The 20962-nt window shown below is 66.5% G+C and carries 17 protein-coding genes; 1 reads left to right on the top strand and 16 read right to left on the bottom strand.

Annotated elements, in window-relative coordinates; all coding sequences use genetic code 11:
• Window positions 1-505: 505 nt before the first annotated feature.
• The 5 genes from ACR4XJ_RS08685 to ACR4XJ_RS08665 form a co-directional block, all read right to left on the bottom strand.
• Window positions 506-1372, bottom strand: coding sequence for an NAD(P)H-hydrate dehydratase (locus tag ACR4XJ_RS08685; RefSeq protein WP_434754858.1), 867 nt, complete (start codon window positions 1370-1372; stop codon window positions 506-508).
• Entirely contained in the window at window positions 1360-1911 is a 552-nt protein-coding gene (locus tag ACR4XJ_RS08680) for a DUF3343 domain-containing protein (RefSeq protein WP_434754857.1), read from the bottom strand. Before ACR4XJ_RS08680 ends, ACR4XJ_RS08685 begins: the two co-directional genes overlap by 13 nt.
• A gap of 1 nt (window position 1912) precedes the next feature.
• The gene (locus ACR4XJ_RS08675) at window positions 1913-2134 is read right to left on the bottom strand and encodes a sulfurtransferase TusA family protein (protein WP_434754856.1); all 222 of its coding nucleotides are present in this window, start codon (window positions 2132-2134) and stop codon (window positions 1913-1915) included.
• Window positions 2135-2146: 12 nt separating this feature from the next.
• Entirely contained in the window at window positions 2147-3229 is a 1083-nt protein-coding gene (gene yedE, locus ACR4XJ_RS08670) for a YedE family putative selenium transporter (protein WP_434754855.1), read from the bottom strand.
• 372 nt (window positions 3230-3601) lie between these two features.
• Window positions 3602-7201 carry an SH3 domain-containing protein gene (locus ACR4XJ_RS08665; RefSeq protein WP_434754854.1) on the bottom strand — a complete coding sequence of 1200 codons (3600 nt, stop codon included), beginning with the start codon at window positions 7199-7201 and terminating at the stop codon, window positions 3602-3604.
• A gap of 573 nt (window positions 7202-7774) precedes the next feature.
• Here ACR4XJ_RS08665 and ACR4XJ_RS08660 point away from each other — a divergent pair.
• Window positions 7775-8644, top strand: a complete 870-nt coding sequence (locus ACR4XJ_RS08660) for a formyltransferase family protein (protein ID WP_434754853.1) — start codon at window positions 7775-7777, stop codon at window positions 8642-8644.
• Here ACR4XJ_RS08660 and ACR4XJ_RS08655 read toward each other — a convergent pair.
• The 11 genes from ACR4XJ_RS08655 to ACR4XJ_RS08605 form a co-directional block, all read right to left on the bottom strand.
• Entirely contained in the window at window positions 8625-11090 is a 2466-nt protein-coding gene (locus tag ACR4XJ_RS08655) for an MFS transporter (protein ID WP_434754852.1), read from the bottom strand. The two genes, ACR4XJ_RS08660 and ACR4XJ_RS08655, sit on opposite strands and share 20 nt — an antisense overlap.
• 10 nt (window positions 11091-11100) lie before the next feature.
• On the bottom strand, window positions 11101-12201 hold the full coding sequence (locus ACR4XJ_RS08650) for an ABC transporter substrate binding protein (RefSeq protein WP_434754851.1): 1101 nt from the start codon (window positions 12199-12201) through the stop codon (window positions 11101-11103).
• A 55-nt stretch (window positions 12202-12256) separates the two neighbouring features.
• Window positions 12257-12424, bottom strand: a complete 168-nt coding sequence (locus ACR4XJ_RS08645; RefSeq protein ID WP_434754850.1) for a hypothetical protein — start codon at window positions 12422-12424, stop codon at window positions 12257-12259.
• Window positions 12425-12435: 11 nt separating this feature from the next.
• Complete coding sequence (locus tag ACR4XJ_RS08640; protein WP_434754849.1) at window positions 12436-13575, bottom strand: prohibitin family protein; 1140 nt, start codon at window positions 13573-13575, stop codon at window positions 12436-12438.
• Window positions 13572-14051, bottom strand: a complete 480-nt coding sequence (locus ACR4XJ_RS08635) for a hypothetical protein (RefSeq protein ID WP_333506489.1) — start codon at window positions 14049-14051, stop codon at window positions 13572-13574. The genes ACR4XJ_RS08640 and ACR4XJ_RS08635 overlap by 4 nt, the downstream gene beginning before the upstream one ends.
• Window positions 14048-15757, bottom strand: coding sequence for an ATP-binding cassette domain-containing protein (locus ACR4XJ_RS08630; protein ID WP_434754848.1), 1710 nt, complete (start codon window positions 15755-15757; stop codon window positions 14048-14050). The genes ACR4XJ_RS08635 and ACR4XJ_RS08630 overlap by 4 nt, the downstream gene beginning before the upstream one ends.
• Window positions 15758-15927: 170 nt before the next feature.
• Entirely contained in the window at window positions 15928-16575 is a 648-nt protein-coding gene (locus ACR4XJ_RS08625; protein ID WP_434754847.1) for a YcjF family protein, read from the bottom strand.
• A 43-nt stretch (window positions 16576-16618) separates the two neighbouring features.
• A complete protein-coding gene (locus tag ACR4XJ_RS08620) occupies window positions 16619-17731 on the bottom strand; it encodes an ABC transporter substrate binding protein (RefSeq protein ID WP_434754846.1) in 1113 nt (370 codons plus the stop codon).
• A 130-nt stretch (window positions 17732-17861) separates the two neighbouring features.
• Window positions 17862-18656 carry a 4'-phosphopantetheinyl transferase family protein gene (locus ACR4XJ_RS08615; protein WP_434754845.1) on the bottom strand — a complete coding sequence of 265 codons (795 nt, stop codon included), beginning with the start codon at window positions 18654-18656 and terminating at the stop codon, window positions 17862-17864.
• Complete coding sequence (locus ACR4XJ_RS08610; RefSeq protein ID WP_434754844.1) at window positions 18653-19387, bottom strand: thioesterase II family protein; 735 nt, start codon at window positions 19385-19387, stop codon at window positions 18653-18655. The genes ACR4XJ_RS08615 and ACR4XJ_RS08610 overlap by 4 nt, the downstream gene beginning before the upstream one ends.
• 86 nt (window positions 19388-19473) lie before the next feature.
• A complete protein-coding gene (locus ACR4XJ_RS08605; RefSeq protein WP_434754843.1) occupies window positions 19474-20613 on the bottom strand; it encodes a KamA family radical SAM protein in 1140 nt (379 codons plus the stop codon).
• Window positions 20614-20962 lie beyond the last annotated feature (349 nt).

The following is a 20962-nucleotide window of genomic DNA, read 5'->3' as shown; positions in this document are numbered from 1 at the left end:
TCGCGCCGCAGGGCTCCCTGCCTTCCCAATGTCCGAGGTTCCGGGTCGGAATCGAACTTCTGTATGGTGCACAGGTTGTTGCGGAACCCGCCGAACAGCATGCTGCGGATTTTGCCTTTCTGGACATCCGGCACGGGCCTGTGGAAATCGTGGATGCGGGCATTGCCATCCACGGTAACGGTGGTTTCGCGCAGTGCCCGGAATCCCCAGGTCACGCAGGCTTCATACTGTCCGCCTCGTGGACGAAGTTTGCCCCCAACTGTGCATGCACAAGCGCGCACAGGAGATCCTGATGGTACTGCAGGACGTTGGGCACCTTTTCATCGTCCGCAAGGTAGCTGCGCAGGTGGGCGACCATCTCCCCGGCCACTGGCCAACTTCCGGGGTACGCTGCACTGATCCGACACTGACGTGATGAGCAACACCGCCTCGGTAGCGGGGTGGGTGTGCACCACATCCAGCAGCGTCATGTCCGGGGTGATGCGGGGGGCGATGCGCGGGGCGCTCATTGGGCCTCTTCGGCAAGGGCAAGGGCGAGCGCCTGCGGAATGCAGGCGATGATCTCGGAGATGCGCGATGCGGGCGTGGGTTGGGCCAGCTTCGCGGCCAGCCGGTTGGTTCGCGCCGCGATGCGGGCAGCGTCGGCGACAGCGCGGCCGGATTCGATCAGGGCGGCCACGGTTCCGGTCAGGGTATCTCCGGTGCCGCCCATGGCTTCCATAGCGGCCTCGTTGGGGCTGTCCACGGTGAACAGCACGCCCGTGCGGTCCGCCACATGGTCCGTGCTCCCCTTGACCAGCAGGCACGCCGCCGCGTTGTCGCCGTCGTAGGCGCGGCGGATCAGGTCCGGGACGCGGTTGTCGTCATGCAGGATGAACCCCCGCGTGTAGAAGGGGTGCGGCGCCTGCTCGTCGGCCAGGAAGGCCAGTTCCCCGGCGTCGGGGGTGAACAGGTCGTAGGCCGTGGCCTGCCCGCTCATCTTGGCCGCGTACATGAACCCTGCGTCGACGATGAGCCTCGGGCGCGGGTGCATCTCGTTCACCGCGAACAGCACCTTGTCATGCCACATGACGTCCGGCAGCAGGTAGTGGAAGGCCAGCGTGGACAGCGAGCGCCGCGGCAGGACGTCCACGAGATGGCGGTACAGTTCGCGGCTGCCGTGGCCCCGCCCTTCGTCCCCCACCAGAAAGGCGAACGGCGCGGGCAGGCCGAGCACGCCGCAGGCCGCGCAGGCCGCGCCGAGCAGGGCGGGGGTGCCCCTGTCCGGAGCTATTTCCAGCCCCCCCACCGAAAGGCCGCCGCGCCCCAACGTCGCCGCCCCCTCGGTCACGGGCATGGCGGGGTCCGGAATGGTGCCGATCACTGCGAGCATCGGCGTTGCATCTCCTCGAAGGCCAGGCCAAGGGCATAGCCGCACAGGGTGTGTCCGATCTCGCGCGGGGAGGGCGCCTCGTCAAGGCGCAGGCCGATCAACCGCGCCGCAAGGTACGGCACGTCCGGGCAGCCGCCCCCGGAAATGTTGACGATCACCCCGGTGGCCTTTTCCACGGTAATCTTCATGTTGGCGGCCCGGACCATGAGGTATTCCCCGAAGTCCTTGACGTGGTACAGGTCCACCGGCGTCAGCAGCGGTCCGGTGACGGGTATGGCGTCCAGCGGGGGCGCGCCTGAATCCGTGAGCAGCCGCAGGATGTTCAGCCCTTCTATAAGCGGGTATTCCACCGCAAGGTCGCAGCCCCTGCGTACCTCCGGCGGCGGGCCGACCACCTTCACCGGAAACCCGGCGGCCTTCAGGGCCTTTTCCGCCCGGATGACCTCACTGGTGTTCTCGAAGATCAAAAGCCCCCTGTCCGCCTTCGAGGCAGGCGGAGCAGAGGGGGCCTTTTTTCGCAACCGGTCAAGAAATCCCATGTCATCCCTTGCTGATGGTGATGCGGTATTCGCCTCCGTCCACGGCGTCCACGGAGTCAAGGGACCAGCCCTTGGCCTGCGCGGCGCGGCAAACGTTTTCGCGCGAGGCTTCGGTATCCACCAGAATCTCGAGGGTTCCCTTTTCCACGGTTGCGACCCTGTTCAGGGTGACCAGAACCGGCTGGGGGCACGACAGCCCCCGGGCGTCGATGATCTCGCTCATGATGGTGTCTCCTTACGCCTTGGCGCGCATGGTCAGGCCGAAGTACAGGCATACGGCAAGCCCCACGACCACGGCGGCGATGCCGTGCGGACCCACGCCGTCGGGCGAACTCGCCAGACCGAAGTTGTGGGCGAAGGCCGCGCCCGTGATCATTCCGAACACGAACACCGCCGCGTCGCCGTCGCCTTCACCGGCAAGGAACAGCTGTCTGCCCGGGCAGCCACCGGCCAGCGCGAAGCACAGGCCCGCCAGCAGCATGCCCATGAAGTTCCACAGGTGCTGGACGTGGGCCACGGGCTGGCCCTCGAAACCGATCTTGACCTGTCCCAGCATGGCGTTGACGGTCACGGCCGCGACGAACAGGGCGATGACCCCGAGCAGCAGGTGGGTCTGCCGGAACAGGATCAGGTCGCGGAACGCGCCCATGGTGCAGAAACGGCTGCGCTGGGCCACCATGCCCACGAAAAGGCCCGCGGCCAGGGAGACGGCAAGGGGCGCGTGCATGGAACCCGGGCCCTTCACGCTGTAGAACAGCACGCCGCTCTGGGCTTCGCCGGAAATCTGGGGGTACAGGAACAGCAGGGCCAGGAAGCCGAGCATCACCAGCGGCATGACCAGCCCGGCGGGGGCGCCGGTCTTGTGGCTGCGGCCAAGGCTGTAGCCCTTGCGGAAGAAGATGGTGCCGATGCCGATGCCCGACACCAGCCCGAGGATGCCGACCACGGCGTTCAGGTCGCCCCCGGCAAGGCGCAGGATGGCCCGCCACGGGCAGCCCAGGAAGACCAGCGCCCCGATCATGGCGAAGGCGCCCAGAATGAACCGGACGGCGGGGGCGGACCCGGCGCGGGGGCGGAAGTCCTTGGCGAAAAGGGCCGCCAGCAGCGAACCGAGCACGAAGCCGATGATCTCCGGCCGCAGGTACTGCACCACGCCGGCCCGGTGCAGGCCCACGGCCCCGGCGATGTCGCGCTCGAAGCAGGCCACGCAGATGCCCATGTTGCCGGGGTTGCCCCAGAACTGCAACAGCGGCGCCAGCACGCCGATGGCCAGCCCCACGGCAATGATGCCGTACGTCGAGGAAAAGAAGTTTTTCATGGCCCCCTCTTTTGTGTTTGGGCGGTTCACCGTTCAAGACAACGGCCCGGTCAGCGCCGTAGCGAGCGGAAACTGACTTCCAGACACAAGTACGAGAGGAACAGGCCAGCGACAAATCGAAATATGCTTGTCATTGTGCATGGATGTATAGATGGATCGGATGAAATGGGGCGTGCCTTCCTGAATCCGGCGGAGCGGCTTCCTTTCGGGCCGTCCAACCCCCATGCCCAGCCCTCATGCCCAGCCCCCATGCCCAACCTCATATCCGGCACGATGGCCGCCCCTCCCGCCCGCGAAATGCAATGGAACAACCCCGCCGGAGCGGGGTTGCCAGGATGCGGATGCGATGGCGGATCGCCGGTGGAAAACGGGCTATGGGGCCGGTTGATCGATCTGTTGCCCAGTATGAACCCAGCCGATCACGCCCTTGAAGTTGACCCTGTACCAGCCGTCTTTGCCGTGTTCCAGGATATCGGCCTCCGCCATGTCGGGCACAAGGCCCAGGACGGGCGAATCCTCGGTCGCCTCGTGATGCATGGAGAGGTCTTCCCGGCTGTCGTTCCGGGCTTCGACGATGCTGTTCAGGGTCAGGAAGACAGGGCTCCGTTTTTCCGCGGGGTTGAGGGCGTGCAGGTCCTTTTTGCCCAGAACGTCGTTGAGCAGGAAGACTCCTTCCTTTCCGTCGGCCTGGGTCCAGTTGCACAGGGCAAGCACGTGGTCGTCAAGGGGAACCGAGACCTGCTGTTGCTGCACGTCCTTCCAGTCCAACTGGCTCCCGATGAGGTCCCAGCTCTCGAAGGACGCGCCGCCCTCGACCGCCGGAACGGACAGCGTGACCGTCGCCCCCTTGGGGTAGATGCGCAGCATGTTGTCGAAGCCGTCGCCGCGGTTCCCCATGTCCCGGGAACAACTGATCACGGCGCCGCCGTTGCTGCCCACGGACCGGACCGTCAGCACGCACTGGTGTTCCGGCGCCGGGGAGGAATCGCAAATGAATTCGAAGAGCAGGCGCTTTATCCTCGGCCTCTTGTCCAGGCTGAGGATGGGGGAATACGCGGCCTTGATGAACAGCTTGGACCAGACCGGAGGCAGCGCCACCTTCTGCCGGATTTTCTCGGAGCCCGGACCGAGGATCAGGTTCAGGATGTCCTCTGCCGCCTGGCTGCGTTCGCTGGCCTTGATTTTTCCGCTGGACATGCAGGTCCAGCTCCACTTGAGCGGGTAATCGCTGAACAGCGAGCACAGCCGTTCTCCCTTGCGCATGGCCCCGGTGTTTCCGGGCTGCACGGAGATGACCAGGTTGACGTTTTCCGGCATTTTCGGCCCTTCGGGGTCGAACTCCAGGGCCTTCAGGCTGATCTTGCTGATTCTGGCCAGATGCTGGTCCGGCAACAGCAGGCCGAATTCCAGGGGATCCACGACGGTGCGCTGCGCCCGGTTCAACTGCTCGATATCCAGCGGAGTCTGGCTTTCGCTCAGCCCCAGTTGCAGGGAGAAGGTGCTTTCATTGAAATTGTACTCCGCCATCAGCTTGCGGCGGACGGTGTTCAGGTTTTCCTCATAGATGGGGAGCAGGGCCTTGGTGTGGGCCTCAAGGGACTTCACGTCGAAGCCGCTGTCGGGCCCGACGAGGTTGATGATCTTGTCCGTCAGTTCGCTGCTTTTCCACTCCAGCGCGATAGGCTCCAGCACCGTGGTCTGGTAGGCCTTGACCATCAGGTAGACGTAGCGGGTCAGGGTCATGCGGGAGCGCTGGTCCATCTGCCTGATGAAGCCTAAGGAATGGTCGTCGATTTTTCCCTGGGTCTTGGCCATGTCCTGGCTCATGGAGACCACGGCCGCCCCGTTGGCGCTGATGCGGGCATAGCATTCGCCCAGCTGTTGCAGTGCGTTGATGGTGGTCGTCAGCAACCCCGTCTTCCTTTCGTTGACCTCCCTGATCTTCTTGGTCAGGGAGGCCCACTCCGCGCTTTCGGCCTCAAGGCGCTGCAATTCGGCCTCCACCGCGGACTGTGGAACCTGCAAGGCCTGCACGCCCTTGGCCACCTCGGCCATGGCCGGTCCCAAACCGGCCCCTACCTGGGCCCACGTGGCAGCCTTGGCTTTGGCCGCCTTCTGGTCCGCCGTGAGGTCCTTGGCTTCCTTTTCCGCGGCCTCCCTGGCCTTCTTGGCCTCCTTGGAGGCGGAACTGGCCTTGTCCAGCACCTTCCCTATTTCGGAGATGGTGTCGGGCACGGCCTTGTCGCCCGTGCCGTCGATGAGCTTGCCGGCTGTGGAGGCAAGGGAGCCCACTGCCCCAAGGGCAGGCTGGCCGACGGGCACCACCTGGCAAATGGCGCTGGCCATGTTGATGCAGAATTTGATCTTGGCCTTGCGGTCCTCGCTTGCCTCGGCCTTCTTGAGCAGTTTGCCGCGCAACGCTCCAAGGTCGTTGCTCAATCCGTTCAGTTCATCCTTGATGACCTTGATCCGGTCGTTGGCGTCGTGGAGTTGCGCTTCCGCCTCGGCCACCTGGGCGGCTGCCTGCGCGGTATCCGTGTTCAGCAGGGCCACGGCTTCGCCAAGGGCCTTGGCCGAGTCCCGGGCCTCCCTGTCCTTGGCGCAGATCCAGCGGGCCAGCAGCAGGCTGCGCAGTGCGCGCTCGGTTTCATCCTTGTACAGCTTCGTCGTGCTTTGCAGCGAGAGAAACGGCGTATACCCGGCGGGGTTGCCGAAATAGTCGAGGTGCCCATGCAGCTTTTGCAGCATGGAGGCAAGCTCCGCCCTGGCGGAGGTCAGTTGGGCCTTTCCGCATTCGTCCTTCCAGTGGGCGTTGCCGGGATCGGTCCCGAAGGCCTGTTCGTAGGAGGAAATCAGCGCGAGCAGGTCGTCGCGCGAACCGGCGAGGAAAAGGTCCCGCATGTAGGTCAAGGCGCATTGCACGCCGAGAGGGTGCAACCAGGCGTTCTGCTCTTTCACGACCTCTGCGGCGGGCGAGTTTCCGTTGTTTTTCGCGGGGGCGGGGGCGGGGGCGTTGCTGCCGTCCCTGGTGGTGCATTCCCCGTTGTTCGTCTTGTCTACAGAGGCGTTCTTGGTGCCGAAGAGATTGTGCCAGAACACGACCTTGTACTTGGCGCTTTTTTGCGGAGTTCCCTTTGCCCCGCCCCGGTAGTCCCGTTCCTTTTCACCGGCGGTTCCGCCCGGATTGCGCAGGCATTTGACCAGTTCCTGCCTGTTGGTTCTGAGTTTGCCGCCGTCGCCCGCGTTGCCCGGCCTTCCCGGGGCGATGGCATTCCCCCCGTCGGTGGGAAAATTGTTGACGCCTTCCGTCGTGCTGAACAGGCAACTGGCGGCCCAGCGCCAGGAAAAGTCGATGTAGATGGCCGGGGGATCGAAGGTTGTGCTCCCATGGCTGGTGGAGATTCCGGAATCATGCATTTCGTTTTTGTACGAGGTCCAGGACCTGCGGCTTTCGCCGTTGGCGCCGTCGAGGCCCCGGCCCGGGGCCTGCCCGCGCCCGCCAGAGGCCAGCAGCCTGCTGTCGCCATTGTCCGCGGGGGACACGCGCGCAACGAATATGCTCAGATTTCCGGCGTTTCTCCCGTGGGCTCCGTCCCGCCCCGGTGTGGTGCCCTGGGCGTCCGCGGCCTTGTCGACGGCCCAGTTCAGCGGGGAGACGTTGATGGCGGCGGAGCGGTCCGCCCAGACCAGTTCCCTGGCATGGATGACGACATCCGCCTCCGGTATGCACAGTTCGCCATGCACTTCCAGCCTGTCGCAGTATATGGAGACGGATTTCGTGGCGTTGCGCGGGTTGCCCGGATCAAGTTTCTGTGTGTTGCGGTCCACATGCAGGGTTTCCCACAGGCGGTTCGGATTGCCTTTTGCCACCACCACATCCACCCCGGTGATGGAATATCCGGCGGAACCATCGGGATTCTTGTCCTGTCTGATATTGAAGTACACGGAATCCGAGGGATTCGGGCGTGGCATGCTTGCATCCATGAAGGATAGTTGGGGGCTCGTCGCGGATACGTCGGACAGGTTTGGCAGGCTCATGGCAATGCTCCTTGCTGGATGAGAACACATGATCATCCAGTTTTGAAGTGCGTAAAAAACGGTATTGCCAACGATTGACGGGAGCAATGCGCAGGGAAATATTCGCCGGATGTCCGCTTTTTACCGGAACGCGCGGCGTCACATTGCCATTGCGATTGCGTTCCATGGTACATAGGGCCGTGCATATTTTCAATTGGTAAAACCGTCGGCAGCGAGCGTTGTGCTCCGGGACCGTCCGTGGCTTGCGGGCTTTCCGGACCGGCACGCACTGCATCGTGCCCCGGCAATGCCGCAAAGGACTGTGTCCCGCGCACCGGCAAACTCTTGAGCGCAGGAAGAACTGGCGCGAACCCGGCATCCGTAGTATGGGGAATCGCCTTGATTTATTTCGGTTCCAGCGTCGGCGGGCAAGAGGGCGCGAAGGCCCGGGCACACGGTTTTCCTTGGCAAGCGTCATCCTGCCGTGGCGAATGTTGATGTGATGATGTCGTGAATGAAGGTGTTGCTTTGAAGATTGCCATTTGCACGAAGAAGGATCTGGCGGCCTGCCTTGCCCTCAACAGGTTGCTGGATGGTCTTGCAGGCAGGCACGACGTGTTCGTGGTCCTTTCGGACTACGTGCTGGAGGCGGAAAAGGCCGACGGCCATGCCGCCCGCCTTGTGGCGCATGAGCGGGACATGGTGCTGGACCATGTCTTTCCGTTTCTGGACGGGCTCTATCCGGACGGTTCCTCCGCCGCCTGCGCCACCTACGCGGGGTTGCAGGCGCGGTACGGCGTTTCCATGGAACTCTGGGGACCCATGCGGTTGCCGCAGGCACGCGACGCCATGCGGGACATCGCGCCGGATGTCATCATATCATGCCGTTACGACTATATCTTTCAGGAAGATGTGCTGGCCCTTCCCCGGCTGGGCACCTATGGCCTGCATCCGGGGGCGCTGCCCGCGCTACAGGGGCTGTGCAGCCCGTTCCGCGCCATGCAGCGTGGGGACAGGCGTTCCGGCTGCACGCTGTTCCATCTGGATTCCGGGCTCGACACCGGCCCGGTGGTGGAGATCGGCTGGGCGGACATCACCTACGACCGGTCCGTGCTGTGGAATTTCGTGCAGACCTACTTCGCGGGCATCGACACGCTGATGCGCCACCTGCCCACCCTGGAGCAGAGCCGCAGGCTTCCCGCCAGGGCGCAGGACCCCGCCCGGCGGCAGTACTTCACCTACCCGACGGAAGAGGAGTTCCGCGAGTTCGCGCGGCGCGGAGGCCACCTGGTGCTGCCCGGCGACTATCTGGAACTGCTGTCGTGGTTTCTGCCGGACGGCCTGCGCGACGCGCGGTTTCCGGCACTGGAGAAGCTGGTCAGCTCCGTGGCGCACTAAGCCGCCACGCCGCCTGGAAGGCCAGGGCCAGCGCGCAGACCGTGCCTCCCACCACCAGCAGGACCTGGGTGGTGCCCATGACCACGGTGGCCGCGCCGAACAGCACGGGCCCGGCAACCTGCCCCACCCGTTCCAGCGCCCTGTAGAGGGACGCGGTCTTTTCCCGCCCCAGTTCCCGCGCGGAGCGCAGCGCAAGGATGCACAGCATGGAGGCCGGGGCCGCGATGCACTGCGACAGGCCCAGGGCCACCACCGCGGCCGACGTGCCTGCCAGGCCGGTGGCGTTTGCGGCCAGCAGCAGCGACACGCCCGACAGCAGGCCCGCCAGCGTCAGGAACAGGGGCTTGTCGGCCGTGCGGTCTATCCATTTGCCCAGCAGCGGCCCGGCGGTGATGAAGCACAATCCGTAGAGCATGAACACCCGCCCGATGTCGGACTGGTCCACCCTGGCATTGGCCAGCATCAGCGGCAGCAGGTAGTGCAGGAAGCCCGTGAGGCAGATGGCCACGGGAATGCCCACGAGCAGCAGCATCAGGTGCATGCGCGGGTCCTTCAGCAGCGTCATGCCGCCGGAGAGGATGGGGGTACGCGCCGTTCCCGCCGCACCCTCCGTCATCATGGCATTCGCGGCCGGCGGCGCGCCGTGCGGCGCATGCGCCGTCGCGCGGTCCCTGCCGGTCAGCACGGCGCGCATGGCGAACAGCGTCACCACTCCGCCCACGGTAAGCACCGCCTGGTAGGGCAGGTGCTCCGCCAGCATGGCCCCGGCGGCCGATCCGCAAATGCTGCCGGAAAAGATGCCCGCGAACACGCTGGCCAGCCCGGCCCCGGCGTGCTCGTGCTCCAGCGTGCCGATTTGCGAGGCCATGAGCACCAGCCCGAACCCGAACCCCGCCGTGATCCGCGCCAGGATGAGCATGGGCAGGCCCGTGGCCATTCCCCCCAGCAGCAGCCCCGCGGCCCCGGCCGCCGCCCCCAGCATGTAGATCCTGTGCCATCCGTAGCGCTGCGTGAAACTGCCGGAAACAAGCAGGGCCACGCCCGCGCTGACCATTTCCGCCGAGATGGGCAGGCCGATGACCACCTTTTCGGACAGGCCCCACAGGGGCTGGTACAGGGTGCGCGCCAGCAGCGGGATGAACGAGATGCCCATGTCGTACCCGAGAAAGAACACGAAGCCCCCCACCCGCAGGGCCTGCGCCGCGCGGGGCAGTTGGGGGCGCGCCTGGTCCGGCGGGGGCGTTCCGGCCTCCGCGCCCAGGCTGCGCCGGGCGATGAGGCCCAACAGCTTGGCCAGTTCCAGCAGCAGCAGGAAGCTGATGACCAGCGAGGTGCCCATGTCCACGGCCAGCTTGGTCACGCGCGCGGTGATCACCTGCGGGTCCAGGTCCAGCCGCAGTTCCATGACCTCCTGACGCTGCCGGAAGCGGCTGGGCCAGTACCGGTCCAGGGGTTCGCGCACGGAAAGGGCGGCGTCGGGCGTGCCCGGCGCATCGGGCGCGTACCGCCCGTTCGAAGGGCTGCCCGCCGTGGCCAGCGGCACGCCGTCGGGGGTCAGCAGGGCCGCGCCGCGCAACTCCTCGTTGTCGGCCACCAGTTGCGCCAGCAACTGGTCCTTGCCCTTCAACTGGGCGACGTCCACGCCCTTGTGGATGAGGTATTCGAAATCCCGCCCCACGGACTGCGCGAGGATGGCGGCCTTGGTGCGCACGGCCCGCTCGACGAACCCGTCGAACAGGGCGAGGGTGCCGCAGGAATACGCCAGTTGCGTGCCGCCCACCACGACCAGCAGCAGCCTGCCCAGCGTGGCGTGCAGGCGGGCCCGCGCGTCCGCCGTGCCGGTGAGCAGCCCCAGCCAGCCGGGCAGGATCAGCGCCACAGCAAGGCACGTCGCCAGCATCAGGAAGCCGGACCAGCGCAGGAAGTCGCGCGTGGCCGCGTCCACCTGGGCGCTGGCGACCTCCATGGCCACCCAGCCCGCCAGGCCGTTGTGCTGCAAGGGGACGAGAACGCGATATCCCGTGGGGGTCTTGCGCGCCTTCGGCGGCCCTTCGGCATGCGCGGAGAACTGCTTCAGGTCTTCGGCCCCGGCCCGGAGCGCGTCAACACCGGAATCGGGCCCGGAATTGGGCCGGGCGTACAGCAGTTCCCCCCTGGCGTCGAACAGCTGGACGCTGTCGATGCCCTGCACGCCATGCCGCAGTTCCGCCAGCATGTCGTCCATCCCGGCGTAGGCGTTCAGGAATTTTCCGAAGCGCAACCCCCGCTCCACCCCGCGGGCGAAGTGCTCGCCGCAACTGCGGTAGCCGGAAAGGATGGAGTCGGTGGCCAGGGCGTCCAGCGTCGAGGAGGAGAGCAGCACGTTGAACCCCAGGGTGAGCGCCAGCACCCCCAGGGACAGAAGCAGCGTATTCACGCGCAGCCGTTGTATGGCGCCGATGTGCACGCGGCTTCTCCTACTGCGCGCCGGAGGGCGAGGGACGGGTGATGGTTTCGTGCAGTTCGTCCGCCACCACCAGGACGTCGAAGGGGAATTGGAACCCGATGGCCTTGGCGGTGGCCAGGTTCAGGGCGATGGAAGGCTCCGTCCCGTCCTGCATGGAAAGGCCGCGCGGCGTGGCTCCCTCGAAGATGGCGCGCGCCTGCCGCGCGTGGAATGCGCCGATGGGGCCGAAATCCCAGGTGGAAAAGCCCATCAGCGCCCCGGCCTTGACGTATTCCGAGCCGTCCCGCGCGAAGGTGGGAATCTTCCAGGCGGCCAGGGTGTCCAGCAGCGGGGCAAGGCCGCTGCCCTCGATGTCGAAACAGTTCAGCGGGCCGATGAAGAAGGCGTCCATGCCCTGCCCGCGCAGCGTTTCCAGCCCTTTGCGGCATTCGTCGGCGGTCTCGGCAGAGGACAGCCCCTCGTACCGGACGAGCGAGAACCCCAGTTCGGAGGCGATGGCCTCGGCATCGCCCAGCGCCGCGTACACCCGGCCTTCCGGGGTGTCCGGGTACATGATGCCCATCTTCCGGAAGCGCACCACTTCGTGGAACACCCGGAACATGGAGGACCAGCGGTCCACCGTGACCCGGCAGGTGAAGTTGTCCGCGCCGGAATCCTGCGCGCTTGCGACGATGCCCGCGGCCACGGGGTCGGCCATGCCCATGCCGATGACGGGGATGCGCCCGTCGCTGGCGGCCAGCAGCGCCTTTACCGCCGCCGTGCCCATGCCCGCCACCATGTCCAGGTCCTTGCGTCGCAGCAGTTCCGTGGCCCTTTCGGGCAGGGTGCGCATCTGTTCCGGCTCCCAGCCGGGGCTGAACCGGGCATCGGGCGGATACTCGCAGCGGAAGCCGCCGTCGCGGGCCATGGCGGCGCGAAAGGCGTCCCAGGTCCGCGTGTACAGCCAGAACGGACCGGCCTCCAGGTAGCCGATGCGCTTGACGAGGGGCTGGGCATAGGCAGAGGGCAGGGGGGCGGCGGCCAGCAGCAGGGCGGCGGCCAGCGCCAGCAGGAGGGGGAAGGACGCGGGCGATGCCGCCCGTGCGGGCGCGACCGCGACCGCGCGGAACATATGCGCGGCGCGGTCCCCCGTCACGGCGTCTGTCTGTCCCGTATCTGGCACGTGGCTATTCGTGCCGGACGGGCTTGCCCGAGGCGGCGATGACCAGCAGCAGCCCCACCACCGGGGTAAGCAGCATGCTGGCGAAGAAGTTGCCCCAGAAGCCGAAGCGGGTGTGGATGCCGAACAACCCCACAAGCAGGCTCAAACCGAGGAAAATCGCGAATAGTTGCACGGTCGCCTCTCTTATTGTTTGGGCGTTTTCACCTGAGGCGGGTTCAGCAGGCTTTTGTCCAGCCGCTGGATGTAGTCCATGATGCTCTCGCCGGGTTCCCGCAGGCCAACGCCTTCCGGAACGGGCAGGGGGCCGGGCAGCGGCATGGCCTGGGGGGCGGGCTGCGGCGTCTGCTGCGGTTCCGGCTGCGAAGTCTGCGGCGCGGCCTTGTCCCGCGCGTCGCCTTCGGCGACGGACTTGGCGGGCGTTTTCGCGGCGGGCGCGGGCGCGGCGGCGGGACTGGCCGGAGCGGCGGAAGCGGGCTGGGTTTCGGTGTTCAGGATCAGCGGCAGGCCGTCCCTGCCCCCCACCACCACGATCTTGGCGTTGGGCGACGCGGCCAGGTCGCGGGTGGCCTTGATGCCTTCATAGCGCAGGAAGTCCTGCGTCATGTGGCGGTTCACCAGTTCCTGGTACAGCTGGATTCCCTGGCCCTCGATGGCCTTGCGCTTGGCCTCCTGCGTGGCTTCGAGCAGCAGGTAGTTGTAGCGCAGGTAGTTCTGCTCCGCGACCAGCTTGTCTTCTATGGCCTTGCGCAGCACCTCCGGCAGGGTGATGCTTTTCACCACGAACCCGTGGATCATGATGGGAATGCGGCCCATTTCCTCTATGGCGTCCACCAGCATCTGGTCCTGCAACTCCTGCCGGGCGGTGGAGTACAGGTCGTTGGGCCTGTAGTTGCTGATGGTCTGGCGCACGGCGGAGGTCATGATGGGAATGACGATCTTGTTGCGGTAGTTGGGGCCGATGTTCTGGTGCAGGGTGGGCAGCCTGTCGCGGATCAGCTGGTACCGCAGCGACACCTGGACGTTGATGGGCAGGCCGTCCACCGTCAGCACGTCGATGTTCTGGGTCTCTTCCTGCACGCGCACGTCGTAGACGTACAGGATGTCCCACGGCTGGATGATGTGGATGCCTTCCTCGTAGGTCCTGTCGAGGATGGTGCCGCCGAAGAAGCGCGAATACAGCACGCCGAGTTCGCCGGGCCGGATGGTGATGACCATGCTGGGCCACAGGAAGATGATGACCAGCGCCGTGACGACGCCGATGCACACGAGCCTGACGCGGTTCCGGCGCACCCTGTCGCGCAGATCGGTGAAGAGTCTTTTCATTGATCCAACCGGTAGGTTTGTTGCGTGTACTGGGCGGCGCCGCGCCAGAAGGTATCGAGCGTGTAGTCTATGCACTGCCTTTCGAACAGGATGCAGTGCTCCTTGTCATTTTCCGTCTGTCCCATGCACAGGTTGTGCAATATCGGGCACATGCTCACGTTGTAGGCGAACTCGCCAAGGCTGGGGCGCGAACGGACGGACTCGCGGGCCAGGCGCACGATCTTCTTGGTGTACGCATTGTTGCAGATGTGGATGCGCTGCGAGTATTCGTGGTATTCCTCGTAGCATTTCAGCCTGCTGCGTATGGCTTCCTCGTTGCCTTTCGCGTTCACCACGGAAGGGATGGTGGCGCTGACCTTTCTGTACAGTTCGCGCACGAAATTGATGTTCGAATTGCCCCGCAGGTCCCGCGCGGTTGATGGCAGGACAAAGCAGAGGCAGAGCAGGACCGCCAGTGCGCAGATGCGTGGTCTCATGCCGCCTCACCTCCGGTTCCGGCGGTTTCGCCGGTGGCGGCATCGGGCGCGGCGTCGGCAAAGACGCCCTCGCGCATGGTCAGCACCCTGTCCGCGACGTGGAAGTACCTGTCGTCATGGGAGATGGCCAGGACCGTGCCCCCCTGCCGGGTGATGCCGGGCAGCAGTTCCTCGTAGAAATGGCGGCGGAAGGCGGGGTCGAAGTCCGCCGCCACCTCGTCGAACAGGTACACCTCGCGGCCTTCCAGCAGGGCGCAGGCCAGGGCCAGCCGCTTGCGCTGCCCGGCGGACAGGTCCAGCGTGGAGAACGAACCGTCCTCCAGCAGGTGCACCTTGGTCTCCATGCGCATGGCGCGCAGCACCCCGTGCAGCCGTTCCGCCGAAACGTGCAGCCCCAGCGGGCGCGGGAACAGGTGGTAGTCGGTGGGCACCACGGTGAACAGGTTGCGGTAGGCCTCCATGTGCATGTCCGAAACCAGCGCGCCGTTGAGGTGGATGTCGCCCGTCTGCGGCGCGTACAGGCCCGAGAGCACCTTCATGAACGTGGACTTGCCGGAGCCGTTGCCGCCCCGGATGAACACCAGTTCGCCCTTGTGCAGCGCGAATTCGTCCACCCGGATGCCGAAGACCCGCATGCCGTTGGGGTCGTGGTAGTCGAAGCGGATGTCGCGCATGGCCAGCGATTCGAAGCCCGGCACGTCCGGGTCGGCGTGCTGCCAGCGCGCCTCCACGCCCCGCCGCTCGAAGGGTTCGGTCACGGCGTCCAGCCGGGCCTCCACGCTGGCCAGTTCCTGAAGGTTCATCTCCACCTTGGTCATCAGCGGCACGAAGGTGACCAGGCTGATCAGCGGGCTGAGGCTGAACATGCACAGCACCAGCAGGGTGGAGGTTTCCTCCGGCTCGAGGCCCAGGAAGCCGGGCATGAGGAACAGCACCAGCCCCAGGATCAGCAGGTTGAACATGGCGAAGAACGAGATGCCGAGGGCGTGCCGCTGCTCGGTCCGGGCGCGCGCGTCCGAGGCGGCGTCCAGGCCGGGGATGATCTGGCCGCCGAACAGGTCGGTGGTCTTGGGCTTGTGCACCTTGAGCTGCTGCAACCCTTCGTGCAGGTCGCGCAGGCTGCCGCTGAAGCGCATGTCGGCCTGCATGGCCGGACCCATCTGGGCCTGCACGCTGTTGATCAGCCGCAGGAACACCAGCAGCCCCATGGTCATGAAGGCGAACACCCCCAGCGTGCCCGCCAGGGACACGGTGGCCATCTTGACGCAGGCCACCAGGATCATGACCGTGTTGGCGGCAGAGGCCATGAGCATGCGCGCGGCCTCCACCACCATGTCCCGCCCGTCCAGCAGGGCGGCCTGGATGCGGCCCTTGTCCAGCCGTTCGTATTCCAGCAGCGAGATGCCGCGCAGCTTGGTGGCGATGCGCATGCGCCATTCCATGATGCCGCGCAGGGCGATCTGCGCCGAACGGCCGGTGATGTACCGGAACAGGAAGTAGAACGACCCCAGGCAAAGCAGGAACGCCAGGAAGGTGTGGAAGCGTATGCCGTCGCCGGACAGCTGTTCCAGCCCCTGCAGGACGGTGAACACGGCAAGCCCCTGCATCACCCCCGAGGCCAGGCACGCGGCGACGAGCCTTGCGCCCTCGTCGCCGGCCTGCGTCCAGAGCAGCTTCAGAAAGTGCGATTCCTTCAGTTGCAGCATGAAGTCCGTAAGCCTTGGGGTTCAGGTGCGTGCCGTCCGGCGGGGCGCGGCGAAGGGCTTCGGGCGTTGCGGTTCCGTGGTCCCGGCCTGGCCGGACCATGCGGAAAAGCCACCGGAAGGGCGGGCCGCCCGCCCTTCCGATGCTCTTTCAGAAGTCCGTTCTGAAAAGGCTACGCGGGCGAAGCCGCCTGCTCTTCCGCAGTGGTCGCCCCGGATGCCCCGGTCGCTTCGGCCGCTTCCGGCTGGCCCTTGCCGATCTTCTGCTTCATGCGGCCCACCAGGTTCTTGCCTTCGTCCATCTTGGTCTTGAAGTAGGCCTTGGCTTCCTGCGAGTCGAAGTTCTTCAGCGTGCCGCCGTTGCGGAAGTGGCGGTCGAACACCCAGCCCAGCGCGTAGGTGGAGGCCCCGCCCATGATGCTGATGGTGGCCGCCCCCGCCGTAAGGCCGATGATGGGGATGCTCTTGAACAGCGAGGCCGCCAGCGGCACGCTGGCCGTGGTCAGCACGCCCCCGCACAGCGAGGAGATGATGGACTTGACGCGTTCCTTCCTGAATTCCACGCCGTGCGCCTTGGACAGGGCGTGGATCAGTTCCAACTGCACGGCGGTCAGGCCCGCGAAGTCCACCAGCGGCACGGGGATGAAGCCGATGCCGATGGCCGCGTACACCCGCTTGCGGATGATGGCGTCGATGTCGCATTCCGAGGGGCAGCCGCAGGGGGCGGCTTCCGCCGTTTCGGCCGTTTCGGCGGCTTCCGCAGCAAGGGCTTCCTGCCCTTCAACACCATCAGTCTGGGCATCCATGGTCTTTTTAGCCATTGTCGTCGCCTCGTTGTGATCGGTTGCAGGGTTTGTGGAAAATCTACCGGGGCATGGCCGCGTTGTGCGTGCCGACGAGCGTGGCGTCGAATATCTCATCGGACGAAATGAGCAGCAGCAGGGGAATGTCCATGCCGAGGTTGTTTGCGGTGACGAGATTGAGCGTGATCTTGGGCGTGTAGGCTTCCCGTTCCAGTTGGGCCGTGGGGGGCAGCAGCCCCAGTTGCTGGGCCATGCGGTCGGCGTAGAACCTGCCCAGGGGCACGTAGTCCAGGGTGGAAAGGCCCATCAGCGCCCCGCGCCGCACGTGCACGCTGCCGTCGCGGGCAAAGGTCCTGATGCCGTGGCTGGCCAGGGCGTCGAACATGGGCTGGGGATTTTCCTGCGTCCAGTCGAAGCAGTTGAGCGCGGAAATGTAGAAGGCGTCTATGCCCCGGCCCAGCAGTTCGTTCACCCCCTGGGCGCAGGTGGCGCCGCTTTCCGCCTTGTCCAGGCCGGGGTACTCCACCAGGGTGAAGCCGCGCTCGCGCGCCACTTCGCGCGCCTCGTGCACGTTGGAGTAGGAAAGCCCTTCGGGGCTGTCGTGGTACATGATGCCCAGCCGCTTGAAGGGCAGCGCTTCGTGGAACAGCGCGAAGACCTTGTACCACTTGTCCCTGACGTAATGGATGGTCAGGTTGGGCGCCGTCCGGCCCGTGCGCGCGTCCACGATGCCCGCTCCCACCGGGTCGGCCACGTCGATGGACATGATGGGCGTCCTGCCGTTGTTTTCCGCCAGCAGGGCCTTGGTGGCGGCGGTGCCCATGCCCAGGATCACGTCCACGGACGGGTCCTGCATCAGCCTGCGGGCCGCGTCGCGGTAGGCGTCCTCGGTGGCGTCCCAGCCGGGGCTGATGTGCAGGGCTTCGGGAAAGTCGAAGCGCTCCAGCACCCCCCGTTCCTTCAGCGCCGTGATGATCTGTTCCCGCAGCAGGGAAAATTCCCAGTAGGGACCGGCTTCGAAGTACGCCGCCACCTTCCGGGGCGGCCGGGGGCCGGGCCGCGCGGCGTCCTCCGTGGCGCTGGCGGCGTGCGCCGGCCGGGCGGCCAGGCACAGCAGCAGGGCGCAGCCAAGCGCCGCAACGGCATGGAGAAGGGCACTGATGGTCCTGTTCATGGGCGGATACGGTTTCCGTTGCAGGTGCAGGCCGCGTCTCGCGGGGGGCTGCACGCAGGGTAACAGGATAAAAGCATTATCGTCCATACCCGGCCCCGGCCCCGCGTGGCCGACGGGCGCGGCGGGCCGCTCATGCCGCATCGTCTTCCACCGGATGCACCGCGACGGGCAGATGCGCCGCACGGGCCGCGACGCTGCACTGGTAGCCCGGCCCGGCGTCGATGTCGCGGGTGGTCCATGCCGGGACCGCGCCGTCCCCCGCCTGCGCGTCTTCGCGCGGCAGGGACACCAGCCAGTCCGCGCCGATGGCCCCGGTGTGCACCTGAAAGCCGTGCAGCGGCAGGCTCAGGCCCCTGCCCAGCGCCTTGAGCACGGCCTCCTTCCGGGTCCAGCACCGGTAGAAGGCGGCGGCGCGCTCCGTGGCGGGCAGGGCGCGGATGGCGTCGCGCTCGCACGGGTGCAGCTGTACCACCAGATCGGGCAGATCGGGCAGAACGCGCGTCTCTTCCACGTCGATGCCCACGCATCCGGCCCGGCAGAATGCCGCCCACACCATGGCCCCGGCGTGGGAAATGGAAAAATCGATGACGGCCGGTACGCCGTTCGTGTCCTGTCCGTCCTCGGCGTGGCGGGGGGGACAGACCGGCTTTCCCCACCGGGTGCGCGGAAAGTCCAGGTCCGCCGCCAGCGTGCGGCGGTCCGCCATCAGCGTGCGCCGCACGATGGCCCTGCCCACCAGATGTCTGGCGGCGTCCACGGCGTGCACGAAGCGCCCGGCATGGGCGCGCTCGCGCTCCGTGGTGAAGGGCGCCGCCGCCGCGATCCATTCCGTGGCGTCCCCGTCCAGCCGCACCCCCACGCAGACCAGCGCGGTATCGTCCACCCGCGGCAGGCGGCAGCCGGAAAATGTCCGGGGGGCCGTCATGCGGCCGCCGCGCCGCAGGCGTGGGCGATGCAGGACGCCAGACCTTCCCAGTTGTCCTGCAAATAGAAATGGTTGCCCTGAAAGATGCGGATGCGCAGTTCTTCCGTGGTCAGCCGCTGCCACTGGCGGGCCATGTCGTCGGTGATGACGTCCCGGTGCCCCCTGAACACGGTGACGGGCACGGGCAACGGTTCCATGGGCGCGGGCAGCCAGGCTTCCAGCGCGGTGAAGTCGGCCCGCAGCACCGGTTCCAGATACCGGCGGAATTCGTCCGATGCGGCGATGCCCTGCGGCACGCCGCCGATGCCCACCACGCATTCCCAGAGCTTGCGGGGCGACAGCGACGCCACCGGAGGCACCGGGGGCCGTTCCCGGCAGCCGGGGGGCGAGGCGGCGGAAATGAACAGCGCCCTTGGCAGCGGCATGCCGCTTTCCCGCGCCCGCGCCGCGCACAGCAGCGCCAGCAGCGCGCCCATGCTGTGGCCGAACAGGGCGTAGGGGGCTGTTTGCGCCACGGGCTGGATGTTCCGGAAAAGGTCGTGCGTCAGCGCTTCCATGCTGGTTTGCGGCGCTTCGCGGTGGCGGCGGCCCCTGCCGGGCAGTTCCAGGGGACGGAAGGCCACCGTTTCCGGCAGGCACTGGCCGAGCCTGGCGTAATAGGCGGCGCTGCCCCCGGCGTGGGGAATGCAGAACAGCGTGGTGGCGCCGTGGGGCGCGGGCGCGTCCGCCACGGGAGCCTCCGGCCGCGCGGCGCGGGGCGGGCGGGCGAGGGCGGGTTCCGCCCCGTCGTCCCGCAGGGTGCACGGCCTGCGCCCGGTCACAGGGTCACCCACCCGGCGCTGTCGTCCAGTTCCTGCATGATGATGCGCGAGGCTTGGCCGTCGTGCCCGGAGCGGGCGTGAATCTGCTTGAGCACGATATTGTCGCCGGACATGCCGCAGATTTCGAGTTTTCCGACGTCGTGGCCGATGATGTACTTGAAGCGCTTGCCGTAGCCGTTGAGCCTGGCCCTGGCCCGGTCCACGATGTCGATGCCCTGGCGGAGGGGAATCTGGAAATGGTGGCGCACGCGTGAAACGGGCATGCACTGGTAGAGGTAGTACGGGTTCACCCCGATGCGCAGCAGGCCGTTCATCAGCGCCACGATGCCGTCGGCGGTGTCGTTGACCCCGCGCAGCAGCACCGCCTGATTGTTCACGGTGGCCCCGCAGCCGCGCAGCCGCCGGATGGCTTCCGTGGCGGTGGGGGTTATTTCGCGCGCGTGGTTGAAGTGCGTGGCGATGTACAGGGCCTTGCGGCCGTTGAAGCCGCGCAGCAGGTCGATCAGCCCGTCGTCGAAGAGGCGCAGCGGGTAGGTGACCGGAGTGCGCGAGCCGATGCGCACGAAATCCACGTGGCCGATGTCGGCCAGCCCATCCAGCATGGTGCGCAGGGCCGGGGTGGAAAGCATCAGCGGGTCGCCGCCGGACAGGATGACGTTGTTGATCTCCGGATGATCGGCGATGTACCGCAGCGCGCCGGAAAAGTCGCGCCGCGCGCTGCCGTCGGGCCGCCCCACGATGCGCCTGCGGAAGCAGTGGCGGCAGTACATGGCGCAGCATTCGGTGGCCACGATGAGGGCGGTGTAGTCGTACTTGTGCAGCACGCCGTTGCCCTTGTCGTGCTTGTCGTCGCCGTAGGGGTCGGCCGTGGTCTCCCCCATGGCCCCGGCGACGACCAGTTCTTCGGCGCTGGGAAAGCACATGCGGCGGATGGGATCGTCCGGGTCGGACCTGTCGATGAGGCTCAGGTAGTAGCGGGGGATGTTGACGGGATGGACCTGCGCGACCTCGCGGATGGCCGCCTCCTCATCGGGGGCGAAGGCCGCGTGCTCCAGAAGCTGGTCGATGCTGACGACGCTGTTGGCGAGTTCCCTCTTCCAGTCGAGCTGCGTCCAGTCGATGTCGGCATGCATCATGGATTCCTCGTGTACCGGGCACGTGAGGTCGGCGTCGCGGTGTCGTGGTGGAATATCGGCTTGGGGGAATGTATGGCGCGGTGACGTACCTGTACCGAAGATGTCTGCCGTTGTCTGTCCGGCGGAAGAAGCTCCGGGGCCGGATGGCGCGGCGGAGCGGGACCGGCGCGGACTTGCGGCTGGCGCATGGGGGGCTGCCCCCGTATCCGCTGTGGCGCATGCTCCTGCCGGTAGGGCTTCCTTCCGTGAGCATTCACCTTTTCGTATCGCCGTAGGGATACATCATAGGTGGGAGCAGGTACAGCCCAAAGTGATAGGTTAACCTTGCCAACAAGTTGGGAGGTGGGGT

It is taken from the genome of Nitratidesulfovibrio sp. D1 (assembly GCF_051133415.1).
Lineage (GTDB): Bacteria > Desulfobacterota > Desulfovibrionia > Desulfovibrionales > Desulfovibrionaceae > Cupidesulfovibrio.
Note: the sequence above shows the minus strand (reverse complement) of the source record. Positions and strands in the feature narration are given on the sequence as shown.